Raw genomic sequence first — 12,797 nt, 5'->3', positions numbered from 1 at the left:
ACGATGTCGACACCGAGGACACACACCCGGCGCAGAATGCTGACCGCCACCGGTGCAGCCCTGGCCCTGGGAATGGTGGCCGCGTGCGGGAGCGGCAACGAGGAAGCAGCGGACGAAATCACCATGTGGACCTTCCTCGACCCCGCCGGATCGAGCGGGCGCGAACAGGTCCTCGCGAACCTGATCGAGTCCTACGAGGAGGACACCGGAATCCGAGTGAACGTGGAGGTGCAGCAATGGGACACGATGACCCAGCAGTTCCTCGCGGCGGACGTCTCCGGATCCGCACCGGACGTCATGTGGGTGGCCCTGGACCAGGTCTCCAACGCCGTCGAGCAGGGCGCCCTGGCCGACCTGAACTCGCTCGCCTTCAGCGACCTCCCCGAGGACCAGCTCGCTGACCTGCGCGACGTGTACTGGGAGACGATGGAGACCGGCGACGGTTCCATCTACGGCGTGGTGCACTCGCGCAACTACTTCGGGATCATGTACCGGGCGGACCTGCTGGCCGAGGCGGGTGTGGATCCGGCACAGATCCGCACCTGGGACGACCTGATCTCGGCTGCTGAGGAACTCACGGCGCCGAACGAGAACCGGTGGGGCCTCGGGCAGGCGTTCGGGACCTCCTTCGCGGACCCGCAGATCCTGTCCGCTCGCCTGGTCGAGAGCCAAGGGACGATGTTCGACGACGACGGGTCGCCCCTGTGGGACACGGACGAGGCGATCGAGGCCATGGAGTTCCAGGCCGGCTTCGTCACCGAGGCGCAGGTCACCGCCCCGGACGCCGTGCGGCTCACTGCCGAGGACCTGTACGAACTCTTCTCCGCCGGTCAGGTCGCGATGATCAACGCCGCAAGCGTGCGGGTCCCGGCGATGCAGGAACAGGTCGGGACTGAGAACGTCGGGTTCATGCACTACCCATCGGAGGACGGCGAGGGCTACGCGCCGGGCAGCCTGGCAGGCTGGTCCGTCGGGGTGTGGAGCGGGAGTGAGGCGGCGGAGCAGGCTGCTGACTTCGTGGCATACATGTCCAGCCCCGAGGCGGACGAGCAGTGGATGCTCGACGCTCAGCAGCCGCCGCTGTACGCCTCCACCGCCGAGAACAACGCCGACTTCCTTGACGAGCCCGAGAACTCCTTCCTGTCCATCGTTCTCGAAGGTGCACAAGAGCACGGCTGGCTGCCACCCACGAACGTACCCACGGCCGGCTGGCGGGAGTCACTGAACGGGGCGGTGCAGCAGGTGCTGCTGGAGGAGGCGAGCCCTGGCGAGGCCATGGCAGCCGCGGAGCAGGAGCTCGGCACCGGCGGCAATGGCTGAGCAGATGCTCGCGCCCGCTCGGACTGCGGCCACCAGGCGGGACAGGCGCGACCTGGTGGGGCTAGTCTACGTTGCCCCGGTGATGCTCGTCCTGCTGGTCGTGCTCATCCTCCCGGCGCTCTTCGCGGTCTTCTACAGCCTGCTGGAACTGCAGTCCGTGCGGCCGGTGGGGTTCGCCGGGCTGGACAACTACCGGAGAGTGTTCAGCGATCCGCAGATGGTCGATGTGCTGCTGCGGACGCTCGGCTTCGCCGTCGTCACTGTGGCGCTCACCCTGGCGGTGGCGCTCGCCGTGGCGGTGTTCCTGGATCGGCTCACCACCGGGCGAGCCACCCTGGTGCAGATCCTGGTGATCCTGCCGTGGGTGATCTCGACCATCGTGGGTGCGCTGCTGTTCCGCTGGTTCTTCGTCACGGACATCAGCCCCGGTGTCTACCTGCTGAGCCAGCTGGGCATCCACGTCAAGCCCCTGACCGATCCCACGCTCTCGATGGTCACACTGGTGCTGGTGGCGACGTGGCGCACACTCGGCTTCGCGGTGCTGCTGCTGCTCGCCGGGATCAAGGCGGTGCCGGCAGAGTTCTACGAGGCGGCCACGGTGGACGGCGCGAGCTCCCGTCAGCAGTTCCGGCTCATCACGTTGCCGATGATCAAGACGTCGCTGACGATCACCACGGTGGTGCTCACGATGAGCAACCTCAACAACGTCGAGGCGCCGCTCGTGACCACCGGCGGCGGCCCCGGAGACGCCACCCAGATCCTGCCCCTGACGATCTACCAGCAGGCGTTCACCCACTTCGACTTCGCCGGGGGCGCTGCCCTCGCTGCTGTCGCCCTGGTACTGAACGTGGGCTTGGTGTTCGTCTACCTCCGACTAGCCCGGTGGAGCGTCTGATGGAAGACACGATGCCTACTCGCGACGGCAGACGGCGCCAGCTGGCGCGCATCGCGCTCGTACTGGCTGCCGCCGTGGTCGCGCTGGTCAACGTCGCACCCGTGCTGTGGGGGGTGACCACCTCGCTGCGGCCACCCGAGGAGATCTTCACCTTCCCGCCGTCGTTCCTGGTCAGTGATCTCACCGGGGAGCACTACTCCCAGGTACTGAACGGTTCATTCGCCCGGAACATAACCAACAGTCTCCTTTACTCGACCACGGCAACCGTGGTGGCAGTCCTGCTGGGTGCGATCGCTGCCTATGCGTTCGATCGATTCCGGTTCCCGCTGCGGCGCTCGCTGTTCGGCGTCATCGTGGCGTGCATCCCGTTGTCCATGGGCGCCGCCGTGTTGGTCATCCCGAACTACCTGTACTTCGCCGCACTCGGCCTCCTGGACACTCCGGTGATCCTGCCGCTGCTGTACCTGGGTTACAACCTGCCGATGGCCGTCTGGATCCTCAAGGGTGCGATGGAGGGCATCCCGACCGAACTCGACGAAGCGGCAAAGATCGACGGTGCCTCACGTCTGCGGACATTCGCGGCCGTGATCCTGCCGCTGTGCCGGCCGAGCCTGGCCGCCGCGAGCATCTTCGTCTTCATCGGCGCCTGGAACGAGTTCGTCGCCGGATCGGTCATGGTGAACACCTCCGACTACCGGCCGGTGCAGGTGGCCGTCTACCAGTTCATCAGTGCCTTCGGCAGGCAGTGGGGCCCGTTGACTGCCAGCGCCGTGCTCGCCCTCCTACCGATCCTGGTGCTCGTGGTGTTCTTCGGCCGATATCTGGTCGCCGGACTGATGCGCGGGGCCGTGAAGGGCTGACACCCGGACTGTAGCGATACAACGCCGGATCATGGCGTCGAGCCGGTCCACTCATCGGTCAGGCCTGGCCCGCGTCATGGAGCTGCCACCCTTCCGGCGTCCACTCCAGTTGAAATCCCATAGCGAGGCCATAGGGCTCGAGAATCCTGGTGCCACCCCTGGCGTCGTACGTGGTCTCGGCGAGGAAACTGATATCGAGTATGACGACGTACTGAGCCTCGCCTGTGACGGTGTCGTACTCGAGGCTTCCACGTTGCACCCTCGAGCGAAAGCCGTCGCTGATGACGACGGAGCCCTCCGCCTCCAGGCCGGTCACCATCCGCCGCACGTCATCACAGAACGCGCACTCCGGCGCGCAGATCTGTTCGAGTTCGGTCATGTCGCCACTGGCCCGGGCGTAGAGCATCAGGTCGACGATGTATGCCGCGGCGGCTTCGGCCCCGTCAAGAGACTCCTCTCCCATCACCTCAGGTCGCAGCGGGGCGTCGACGGTCGGGATCGACGCCGCTGGTGTCCTCGTCGGCTCCGCCCCGTACGCACTCCCGGCCCGCTGCGGGTCCGAAGACACCTCCTCAGAGGCGGCCTCACGCACCGGCGATGAACTGTCCGGGTGCGGGTCAGCGCACGCAGCAAGACTCAGCAGCGCGGCAATCAGCGACACCACGAGCCGGTGCCATGCAGTATCGATGGTCATGCACCCAGCCTGGCAAGGTCCGCCAGACGCTGCAGAGGCCTGTGGATAACCGGCCAGGACCGCTTCGGGCGGCCCTCAGGGAGCAGGGGGCCGGCAGACCAGCACTTCCGCATCCCCGACCAAGGTCAGCGAGCCCGCCGCGTGCGGCGCCACTGCCGTGGCGCCCCGCTCGAGCGTCACCGTTCCTTGCGCACCCGGCATCTCCACCTGGCCGGTCAGCACGATCATGACGGCGAAGCCCGCCTCCACCTGTTCCTCACCCTGGATCTGCACGCGCTCGAGCCGGAAGTAGGGGTCCGCCGCGGCGGGGAACACCGACGGGCCGAAGCCTGCGGGCCGCACCAGCTCGCCGATCTCCTCCGCCGTGCGGGCGCGTCGTTCCATCGCCTGCAACGCCAGGTCGTACCCGATCCCGAGGTGACCGTCCTTCGGCCCGTCGATCGGGTACCCCTTCCACTCGAGCATGAGCGAGAAGTCCTCCGGCTCCTGCAGCTCCACAAGCAGCAACCCACCACCGATGGCGTGCAGCACGCCTGCGGGCACCAGCACCACATCGCCTGGGTTGACTTGCACCTCGTGCATGAGCCCGAGGATCTCGTCGGCGTCCTGCCGCTCCAGCACACCTGCGAGCTCGTCGTGGGTGAGGTCCTCCTTCAAAGCCAGGTGCAGGCTTCCGCCGGTCAGCAGGAACCATGCCTCCGTCTTGCCGTGCGCGGCGGCGAAGTGCTCCTTGGCGAACGCGCGGTCGGGATGGGCGTGCACGGGAAGCCGCTCGCCGGCGTCGAGCAGCTTCACCAGCAACATCGCGTCCGCGCCGTAGGCGGCCACGTGGTCCGGGCCGAGCCACCACTGCGGATCCGTCTCGATGGCCTCGCGCAGCAGCCGTCCGTCCGGCAGCCTCGTGAGCCCGGTCGGTGCTTCTCCATGCACCGTGGTGGCCGACCCGACCCAGTCCTCCGGCTCGTACTCCCCCACGGTGTTCTCCCCGCGGAGCTCCGCTAACCGGGTGCCGCCCCGGTAGAACCGGTCGGGTGGGCGATTCGCGGGGAGCGGGATTACGGTCATCGATGCGTTCCTTCCAACAGTGCGGTGCGATCGGTCGTGAGAGCGGCGACGAGTCCGCCGATGAAGGTGTCCCCGAGGCCGATGGTGGTGGGGGTGTCGGTGGTCAGGTGCAGGGCCGGCACACACACGAGATCGGTTTCCGACTCCAGTGCGGCAGCCACCTCGGCGGCGCTTGGCTGGACCGGCAGCTGAGCAGTGGCCTCGTGGTGAGCCTGCGTCGCACCGTCACCGACCAGATAGCGGGTTCCGGCGGCCACAACGCCCGAACGCAGCGCCGGCACGAGCGTGTGCGCGAAGGGCCCGGCGGCGGCTGCCCAGTGCTGAGTGTGCACCACCAGGGTGCGCACGCCGATCCGTTCGCGTGCCTCACGCAATGCCTTCCCGACGGCGGTCGCGTCGTTCAGATCGAACGTCCGGCCCAGGTGGCCGAACAGTTCGTCCTCGTTCATGCTGACGACGTCGGCGAGCCTCGCCATCGTGGCGAGCACCCGCTCCCCCAGCGCTGCCACGTGCTGGCCGGCGTCCTCGAAAAGGACGACTCCGCCGTCGGGCATCGCATCGACCACCTGGGCGATCCGATGCAGCCGGTCCTCCACGAGGGCCGGGTCCTGCATGCTGTTCAGCCCGGTGACCAGCAGCACCCGCAGGTGCGGTGCCACATCGTCGATCTTGTCGCTGAGCACGAGGTCACGGTTCGGCGGGTCGTTGACGTAGATGAGCCGGTTGGCTTTCGGCGCTGTCACGTCGAGGCGCTCGGTGCGCACCCGTGCACCGCGAGGGAATTGCACGATCAGGTGCGGGTGCAGGGAGTCCTCGGTGGCGCTGCTCAGGCGGTGCACGTCGGTGGGCAGCAGCTCCCGGATGATCGGGTTGGTGCTGACCAGATGCACCATGCTCGGCACACCGAGGGTGCGTAGCGTCAGTGCCGCACGGATCCCCGTTCCGCCGAGGGTCCACCTGCGCGCGAACTGTTCCGGGAATCTCCCGAGCGTCTCGCCGTCGGCGACGAACCGTTCACCGCCCTGACCTGCCTGGACGAAGGCAAGGATGGAGATCACCAGGCTGCGTTCGTCGGTGATCTCCACCTCGGTGTCCAGCTCGCGCTGGGCGATGCCGTGCTCGGCGGCGAGGCGCGTGAGCACGGCATCGTCCCAGGTGATCTCGACGTCGACGTTGCCGCCGAAGCCGAGGAGAACCTCCGGTGTCATGTCAGACCCGGGCCTGGACACCGCTGATAGCCGGCACCCCGGAGGCGCGACCGTCTGCGCCGAACAGCCGGATCTTGTGCGCCGCCACCTGCTTCATGGCCTCGATGCAGCGAGGCTGGATCACGTTCGGCTCGCGCACCTTCGGGTCGGCCAGCACCGCGCGCATCTCCTCGTGATAGGCCACCTTGATGTCGCTGGAGATGTTGATCTTGTTGATCCCAAGTTTGGCGGCCTGGCCGATCTCCTCGTCCGGGTTGCCCGAGCCGCCGTGCAGTACGAGCGGGATCTGTACCGCTTCCTTGATCTCGCGCAGCAGATCGATCTTGATCTCGGGGGTGACCTCGGGTGGGAAGAGCCCGTGCGAGGTGCCGATCGCGATGGCGAGGCTGTCCACGCCCGTCTGGCGCACGAACTCCACCGCCTCCTCGGGGGTGGTGTAGATGATCTCCAGCGCCCCCGCCTCACCGTAGGAGTCCGCGGCGCCGATGGTGCCCAGCTCGGCTTCCACGCTCACGCCCACCGCGTGCGCCGTCTCCACCACCTTCTGGGTGACGCGCACGTTCTCCTCGAAGGAGTCCATCGACCGGTCGATCATCACCGAGGTGAATCCGACCTGGATGGCGGTGAGCATCTGCTCATAGCTGCCACCGTGGTCCCAGTGGATGGCGACCGGGATGCTGGACCGGTGGGCCCGTTCCCGGAGGGCGGCCACGGCGTCGCGGCCGAAGTGAGCGAGCTCGTCGGGGTGGATCGCCGCGATCAAGGGCGCCTGTTCGGCCTCGCTGATCTCCATGATCCCGTTGAACATGGCGTAGTCGCTGATGTTGAACGCCGGGACGGCATAATTCCCCTCGTGGGCGGCGGTCAGCAGGACGTTTCCATTAGTGAGCACACTTACTCCTTGTTGTTGTGGTGGTGTTATCGATGCGGTCAGTGCTTGACCGCGCCCGAGGTCAGGCCGCTCATGAAATAACGCTGGAAGAAGAGGAAGAGAGCGAGAACAGGAATGGATCCGAGAATGCTCATCGCCATGATCTCGTTCCACTGGAACGAGTGCTGGCCCATGAGCAACTGCAATCCGATCGGAACGGTACGCATTGACTCGCTGCTGGTGAGGGTGAGCGCGAAGAGATACTCGTTCCAGGCGATCATGAATGTGTAGACACCCACCGAGACGATCCCGGGGACCGAGACCGGCACGAGCACGCGCCACAGCGCCGTCATGGAGCTTCCGCCGTCCACGCGGACGGCCTCGTCGAGCTCCCGCGGGAGGGAGTTCAGATAGCTGGTCATCATGATGATCGCGTAGGGCAGCGTGAACAGCATGTACGTGAATATCAGGCCGGGATAGGTGTCGTACATCTTCAGCGCCACGATGATCCCAAAATAGGGAATCAGCACGGTGATCGGTGGGACTGCCTGCACGCTGATGATCAACAGTTTCAGCGGGTGTTTCGCCCGGAACGCAAACCGACTGAATGCATAGGCGGCGTGGATCGCCACGATCAATGTCAGGATCGTCACGCAGATCGCCACCACGTAGCTGTTGGTGAAGAAGCGCAGCCGGCTGGGGTCACCGAGGATCGCCAGGTAGGAGTCGAAACTGAACGATTCGGTCAACAACCTGGGCGGGAACTCGAAGATCTCCCGGTTGGACTTGAACGAACTGGAGAGCATCCACAGCACCGGCAGGCCTGCGAAGGCGGCACCAATCAGTAGGCCGATCCAGGTGAAGATCCGGGCCGGGATGTCCCGGCGAGTGGAAGCGTGTGTGGCCGGGGCTGTCATGCCGACTCCCTTGCCTTCTCGTGGCGGACGTAGAAGAACGCCAGCACCATGGACACGAGCAGCACGAGCACGGCACTGGCCGAGGCGAGCCCGAACTCGTAGTCGTCGAAGGCCAGCTTGTAGGTGTAGGTGGAGAGCATCTCGGTAGTACTGAGCGGGCCACCGCCGGTGGTCATCCAGATCAGCGCGAACTGTTGCGCGGAAGTCCAGATCATGTCGAGCAGCAGCAGGCTGACGATGATCTGCCGCAACTGCGGCAGGGTCACGTGGAAGAACTGCTGCACCGGGGAGGCACCGTCCACGCGGGCGGCCTCATACAGATCGCCGGGAATACCCTGCAGGCCGGCGAGCAGGCTCACCATGAAGAACGGGTAACCGGCCCAGATGTTGATCACGGTGACGGTGCCCAGTGCGAGACGCGGGTCGGCCAACCACTCCACATTGGTCGAGAGCAGGTAGTTGATCACGCCGCTCGGTGCCAGCAACATCCGCCACAGCACAGCGATGACGGCCACGGTGAACAGCCACGGGAGCACATAGATCGCACGCAGCACCGCCCGACTGGCGGCGGAGATCCGCTTGCTGTTCAGCAGCATCGCAAAGGTCAGCCCGAGGATCATGTGCGCGATCACGCTGACAACGGTGAACACCACCGTGTTGCGCAGGGCGATGTGGAAGGTGGGGTCGGTGGCGATCTCGACCAGATTGGCCGTGCCGACGAACTCCGGGTCCGGGTTCGTCACTACGTTGTCCATGAACGCGTACCCGATCACCAGCACGATCGGCAGCACCATGAGCACGGCGAGCAGGATCAGCGTCGGTGAGAGGAACGCCAGCGGTTCGAGCATGCGGCCCACGTGTGAGGGCCGCCGGCGCGGCGCCGTCGGGGACGTGTTCTCCCCACCCGACGGCGGAGGGCCGGCTTGGCCGGACGCCCTCGCCGGGGAGGTGGGTCCAGATGCGAGCGGTGTGGTCATGTCGGTCTGCGCCGCCCTGCCCGCCACCACGTGTGTGGCGGGCAGGGGCACGGCTGCCTCCCTAGAACTCGTCGGACCAGGCGGTCTGGGTCTGCTCGAGCATCTGGTCGACACTCTGATCACCGTTCAGGGCAGCCTGGAGCTGCTCGGCGAAGGAACGCATCAGCTGCTCAGCGGCGGGCAGACCGGAGAACTCGTTGACCGGCGTGGTGTTCTGGTAGATCTCGAAGGCGTCCGCCATCAGCGGGTCGTCCTCGACGAAGCCGGGCACGGCCTCGGTGTTGCCGGGGAACCCGTTGGCGATGGTGGAGAGTTCGCCGTTCGTCTCGGTCTCCATCAGGTACTCGATCAGCGCCCAGGCTTCCTCGGGGTGCTCAGTGCTCTCGGAGACACCGATGCCCCAGGAGGCGTAGGTCAGGCCGGACTCGCCGTCGTAGCCTTCTTCGGTGGGGATGGCCGAGACGCTGAAGCTGAGGTCCGGGTTGGTCTCCTGCAGCAGGTTGATGTGCGCGAGCGAGGAGATCATCATCCCGACGCGGCCGTTGGTGAACTCCTCGACCTTGTCCTGCTCCTTCATGGTGAACGAGCCAGGGGCCACGGCGCCGGCGTCCCACAACTCCTGGACGTACTCGACCGCCGAGGTCATCTCGGGGTTGGTCAGGTCGGGCTGGCCATCGGCGAGCATCGAGCCACCGGAGGACCACGCCCAGGGCATCACATCGTTGAGCACGCCGTTGGGCTGCTCGAGGGAGAGCGGCAGCGCCCATCCGGTCGTGTCCCCGCCGAGCTCCGAGATCGCCACGGCGGTGTCGAGGAACTCCTGGCGCGTGGTCGGCGGGGCGTCCACCCCGGCCTCGGCGAGGAGGTCGTCGTTGGTGAAGAGGGGGTAGATGAAGTTGACCACCGGGATCATGTAGGTGGAGCCGTCCACCTGCACCTGGCTGGCGAGCTGGCTGTCGTCGTAGCCGTACTCGCCCATCATCGCGCTGAGGTCGGCGATCGCGCCTTGATTGGCGAAGTCGTTCACCCAGACGGCGTCCAGGCCCATCACGTCGGGCATGGTTCCCGACGCCGAGCCTGCGAAAAGCTGTTCCTGCGTGGAGGCATATGGGGCGGAGACCAGTTCCACGGTGACGCCGGGGTTCGCCTCCTCGAAACCGGCGATGATCTCAGCGAACGCACCGTCGGGGAGTTCGGGCTCCCACCACTGGGCGAACTGGATGGTGACGTCACCGTCGGCGTCGCCCCCTCCGCTGCAGCCGGCGGCTACCAGGCTCAGTGCGGCCAATCCGGCCACACCGGCGAGCCGCCGTGTGCGTCGAGCGCCAGTGCTCATGTCGTACTCCTGTCGTCATTGTCAGTCCGAACCTGCCGAAGTGTGCACTTCAGTGCTGCTCCATGCAGTTTTCTGCTGTGTTGTGCGACCTTAATGCGGCATGACGACGACGTCAAGGCGGAGGACTGCAGCTCTGCAGGCACGCAGGGTACCTGCACTAAGCGCGAATGGTGGCCGATTTCGAGCGCTATTCCGGTTCGCGCGGTGGCCAACGAGCGGGCCCACAGGCGCCGTTGCAGGCCACGCCGGATTGTGCTGTTTTCTGCGCGAGGCATGCAACCCGTGCTACCAATAGGTGCATGCCGCCAACCGACTTGGACTCGCAGGACCGCTCCCGCCACCTCCCCGCGCACCGGCGTGGAGCATTGGCCGACTTCGTCGCTGAGCGGGGGCAAGTGGTCGTCGGGGAACTCGCGGAGCGGTTCAACGTGTCCATCGACACGATCCGGCGGGACCTGGACCAGCTGGACGCGGACGGCCTCGTGATCCGCACCCACGGAGGCGCCGTCAGCAAGTCCGCGGCTCCCGTCGGCGACCGCAAACTTGACCTGCGGTTGCGGCTGCACACGGAGCAGAAGGAACAGATCGCCGCGCTCACTGCCCGACTCGTCCAGGACGATTCGGTGATCATGCTCAACGGGGGCACCACCACGCTCGCCGTGGTCCGGCACCTGCGAGATCGTCGCGGCCTGACGATCGCGACGAACAATCTACGAGTCCCCGCCGAGCTGCCGAGCGGGATGGAGTGCGAGCTGTATGTCTTCGGCGGGCATGTGCGTACCGTTGCGCAGACCACCACCGGTTCGGTGTCGTTCGGGGTGACGAACCGACCTGACGAGATCGCTGTGCGGGCAGACCTGGCGATCATCGGCGTGGGCGCCGTGGCGACCAGCGGCTTCTCCACGAGCAATGTCGGCGATGCGGCAATGATGGCCGAGATGATGGACCATGCGGAGCGGGTGGCCGTGGTGGCGGACTCGTCGAAGTTCTCCCGGCACCTGTTCGCCCAGATCGCCACGCTCGACCGGGCCACCTACCTGGTCACCGATGCTGCTCCCCCACCGCAGATCGCGGCGAAACTGAAGGAGTACGGCGTCTCCGTCATCACCCCTTGATCGTTATCTCGCGCTTCAGCCGTTCGCTTGCGGGCCGGGAACCAGGCGTGTGGTCACCTCCACCACCTCAAAGGCAGCCGACTCACTCGTGGTCTGCGCCGTCCCCGCAATCGGAATCCACGGACCCTGACCACCCACCTGAAACTCCCCCACCCACGTCGTCGTCAACGACACTCTCGTCTCCTCCACCGGCTGCGCGTAGGCGTAAGCCACCGTGTGATCCGGATACGGCGCACCAGGATCGGTCGTCACCAACGGATCCGACCCATCACCAAAATCCCACGCAAACTCCACCGGCGACGCCCGCACCGCCACCGGGAACCCCAACACCTGCGTACTCACCACCTGCGGATCATCCGAGGCATACGCAATCGTGTCCATATTCACCACCGTCCACGCCCCATCAGCAGGATCAGGCTGCACCCCAAACTCCGCCGGCGCCAACGGCAACTCCGCAAAATCCGACTCCGACACCGTAATGATCACCGGCTCCGGCTCATCCGCCTCCTCCTCAGGATCCTCAGGAGCCTCAGGAGCCTCCTCATCCACGGGGCGATCGTCACAAGGGACGAGGTTCGCGACGGGAGCGACATAGTCTGTCGCCATGCACAAGCCATCGGGGCCGTCGAAGACGAACTCTGAATCGTCCTCGGGAACAGGTAGTCCGATGTCGACGGAAGGCACGCCTTGATCGGCAGCACTGTTGCCAACGACCTCTCTCAGTCCAGACTGAATCTCCCACTGCCTCAATCCTGTAAGGCTGGCGCCCGAGTCATCCATGTCTGCGTCAAGCCAGTCCTCCCCGTCGCCCGACTCTGCAGCCGTGGAACCCCCAGTCGCAATGAGCACGGTGGCCGCGACTAGTGCAATGACCGCGCGCCTAGCCATTACGCCCCCTCCTCGCCCTGACTGATACCGAGCACGATCCAGGACGCATCGCGCCAGATCATGGAAACGAGAAACCGCGGCTCTACTACTTCGTTGTAGGTAGTGCTCGTTCCATCAGCGTGGCGGAACTCTGATTCCGCGATAGTGAGGGCGAACTCGACGACGTAGCTGTCATCTTCGTAGGGCCCACCACCTTGTGCTCCCGCAACCTCGACATCACCGCCGACACTGTATCCACCATCAGCGTGCAGTTCTTCAGCCCGTTCTCGAACGTTCGAACAGAACCCACACCCCTCATCACTGAGGGCATCCCACTCCGTCAGATCACCACTGGCATACACATACGGATACAACTCCACGAAATACTCCGCCGCGGCCACCGCCCCCTCAACGGTCTCCTCCCCCATCTCCACCGGCCGCTCCGGCGCCTCCACCTCCGGCCGCTCATCCGTCGACTCCCCACTCGCCTCCCCAGAAGGCGACGGACTCTCCGACGTAGGCTCCGCCGTCGGCGTCGGCTCCTCACCAGAAGGCGTACACGCCCCCAACACCACCCCCACACCCAGCACCACAACCCCAGCGCGCACCCTCATCCCCCGAGCAACCATGCCCACGAGAGTGCCACAACCCCTCCCACCACAGCACTCCCCC

The 12,797-nt window shown here is 65.9% G+C and carries 13 protein-coding genes; 4 read left to right on the top strand and 9 right to left on the bottom strand.

The window, feature by feature from the left end; genetic code table 11:
• Positions 1 to 3: 3 nt before the first annotated feature.
• The 3 genes from BLU77_RS05540 to BLU77_RS05530 all read left to right on the top strand — a co-directional run bounded on the left by BLU77_RS05540 (position 4) and on the right by BLU77_RS05530 (position 3,075).
• On the top strand, positions 4 to 1,320 hold the full coding sequence (locus tag BLU77_RS05540; RefSeq protein WP_089772049.1) for an ABC transporter substrate-binding protein: 1,317 nt from the start codon (positions 4 to 6) through the stop codon (positions 1,318 to 1,320).
• A gap of 82 nt (positions 1,321 to 1,402) precedes the next feature.
• A complete protein-coding gene (locus BLU77_RS05535; protein ID WP_245708784.1) occupies positions 1,403 to 2,215 on the top strand; it encodes a carbohydrate ABC transporter permease in 813 nt (270 codons plus the stop codon).
• An 11-nt stretch (positions 2,216 to 2,226) separates the two neighbouring features.
• Positions 2,227 to 3,075: a carbohydrate ABC transporter permease gene (locus BLU77_RS05530; protein ID WP_175476944.1), complete on the top strand. Its 849-nt coding sequence runs from the start codon at positions 2,227 to 2,229 to the stop codon at positions 3,073 to 3,075.
• Positions 3,076 to 3,133: 58 nt separating this feature from the next.
• Here BLU77_RS05530 and BLU77_RS05525 read toward each other — a convergent pair whose 3' ends face one another.
• From BLU77_RS05525 to BLU77_RS05495, 7 genes are all read right to left on the bottom strand, one after another.
• Positions 3,134 to 3,667, bottom strand: a complete 534-nt coding sequence (locus BLU77_RS05525) for a DUF6318 family protein (RefSeq protein ID WP_139177617.1) — start codon at positions 3,665 to 3,667, stop codon at positions 3,134 to 3,136.
• A gap of 177 nt (positions 3,668 to 3,844) precedes the next feature.
• Positions 3,845 to 4,834, bottom strand: coding sequence for a class I mannose-6-phosphate isomerase (locus BLU77_RS05520; RefSeq protein WP_089772045.1), 990 nt, complete (start codon positions 4,832 to 4,834; stop codon positions 3,845 to 3,847).
• The gene (locus BLU77_RS05515; protein WP_089772044.1) at positions 4,831 to 6,042 is read right to left on the bottom strand and encodes an ADP-dependent glucokinase/phosphofructokinase; all 1,212 of its coding nucleotides are present in this window, start codon (positions 6,040 to 6,042) and stop codon (positions 4,831 to 4,833) included. Before BLU77_RS05515 ends, BLU77_RS05520 begins: the two co-directional genes overlap by 4 nt.
• 1 nt (position 6,043) lies before the next feature.
• Entirely contained in the window at positions 6,044 to 6,934 is an 891-nt protein-coding gene (locus tag BLU77_RS05510; RefSeq protein ID WP_089772043.1) for a ketose-bisphosphate aldolase, read from the bottom strand.
• Between the two features lie 38 nt (positions 6,935 to 6,972).
• Entirely contained in the window at positions 6,973 to 7,830 is an 858-nt protein-coding gene (locus tag BLU77_RS05505; RefSeq protein WP_089772042.1) for a carbohydrate ABC transporter permease, read from the bottom strand.
• A complete protein-coding gene (locus tag BLU77_RS05500; RefSeq protein ID WP_089772041.1) occupies positions 7,827 to 8,678 on the bottom strand; it encodes a carbohydrate ABC transporter permease in 852 nt (283 codons plus the stop codon). Before BLU77_RS05500 ends, BLU77_RS05505 begins: the two co-directional genes overlap by 4 nt.
• Positions 8,679 to 8,868: 190 nt before the next feature.
• Positions 8,869 to 10,143 (bottom strand): ABC transporter substrate-binding protein, encoded by a 1,275-nt coding sequence (locus tag BLU77_RS05495; RefSeq protein ID WP_089772040.1) that lies wholly within the window; start codon positions 10,141 to 10,143, stop codon positions 8,869 to 8,871.
• A 299-nt stretch (positions 10,144 to 10,442) separates the two neighbouring features.
• Here BLU77_RS05495 and BLU77_RS05490 point away from each other — a divergent pair, with 299 nt between their 5' ends.
• Positions 10,443 to 11,258 (top strand): DeoR/GlpR family DNA-binding transcription regulator, encoded by an 816-nt coding sequence (locus tag BLU77_RS05490; protein WP_175476943.1) that lies wholly within the window; start codon positions 10,443 to 10,445, stop codon positions 11,256 to 11,258.
• A gap of 15 nt (positions 11,259 to 11,273) precedes the next feature.
• Here the strand turns inward: BLU77_RS05490 and BLU77_RS05485 are convergent, their stop codons facing one another.
• Positions 11,274 to 12,038, bottom strand: coding sequence for a hypothetical protein (locus tag BLU77_RS05485; protein ID WP_139177615.1), 765 nt, complete (start codon positions 12,036 to 12,038; stop codon positions 11,274 to 11,276).
• A 107-nt stretch (positions 12,039 to 12,145) separates the two neighbouring features.
• Entirely contained in the window at positions 12,146 to 12,739 is a 594-nt protein-coding gene (locus BLU77_RS05480; RefSeq protein ID WP_139177613.1) for a DUF6318 family protein, read from the bottom strand.
• Positions 12,740 to 12,797: the final 58 nt, after the last annotated feature.

Source organism: Ruania alba (assembly GCF_900105765.1).
GTDB classification, from domain to species: domain Bacteria; phylum Actinomycetota; class Actinomycetes; order Actinomycetales; family Beutenbergiaceae; genus Ruania; species Ruania alba.
The sequence above is the reverse complement of the archived record's forward strand: the minus strand, read 5'-3'. Positions and strand labels throughout refer to the sequence as shown.

Coding starts and splice junctions, on each gene's coding strand:
- BLU77_RS05540 (WP_089772049.1), top strand. CDS start 4: ATGTCGACACCGAGGACACACACCCGGCGCAGAATGCTGACCGCCACC.
- BLU77_RS05535 (WP_245708784.1), top strand. CDS start 1,403: ATGCTCGTCCTGCTGGTCGTGCTCATCCTCCCGGCGCTCTTCGCGGTC.
- BLU77_RS05530 (WP_175476944.1), top strand. CDS start 2,227: ATGCCTACTCGCGACGGCAGACGGCGCCAGCTGGCGCGCATCGCGCTC.
- BLU77_RS05520 (WP_089772045.1), bottom strand. CDS start 4,834: ATGACCGTAATCCCGCTCCCCGCGAATCGCCCACCCGACCGGTTCTAC.
- BLU77_RS05515 (WP_089772044.1), bottom strand. CDS start 6,042: ATGACACCGGAGGTTCTCCTCGGCTTCGGCGGCAACGTCGACGTCGAG.
- BLU77_RS05505 (WP_089772042.1), bottom strand. CDS start 7,830: ATGACAGCCCCGGCCACACACGCTTCCACTCGCCGGGACATCCCGGCC.
- BLU77_RS05500 (WP_089772041.1), bottom strand. CDS start 8,678: ATGCTCGAACCGCTGGCGTTCCTCTCACCGACGCTGATCCTGCTCGCC.
- BLU77_RS05495 (WP_089772040.1), bottom strand. CDS start 10,143: ATGAGCACTGGCGCTCGACGCACACGGCGGCTCGCCGGTGTGGCCGGA.
- BLU77_RS05490 (WP_175476943.1), top strand. CDS start 10,443: ATGCCGCCAACCGACTTGGACTCGCAGGACCGCTCCCGCCACCTCCCC.
- BLU77_RS05485 (WP_139177615.1), bottom strand. CDS start 12,038: ATGGATGACTCGGGCGCCAGCCTTACAGGATTGAGGCAGTGGGAGATT.
- BLU77_RS05480 (WP_139177613.1), bottom strand. CDS start 12,739: ATGAGGGTGCGCGCTGGGGTTGTGGTGCTGGGTGTGGGGGTGGTGTTG.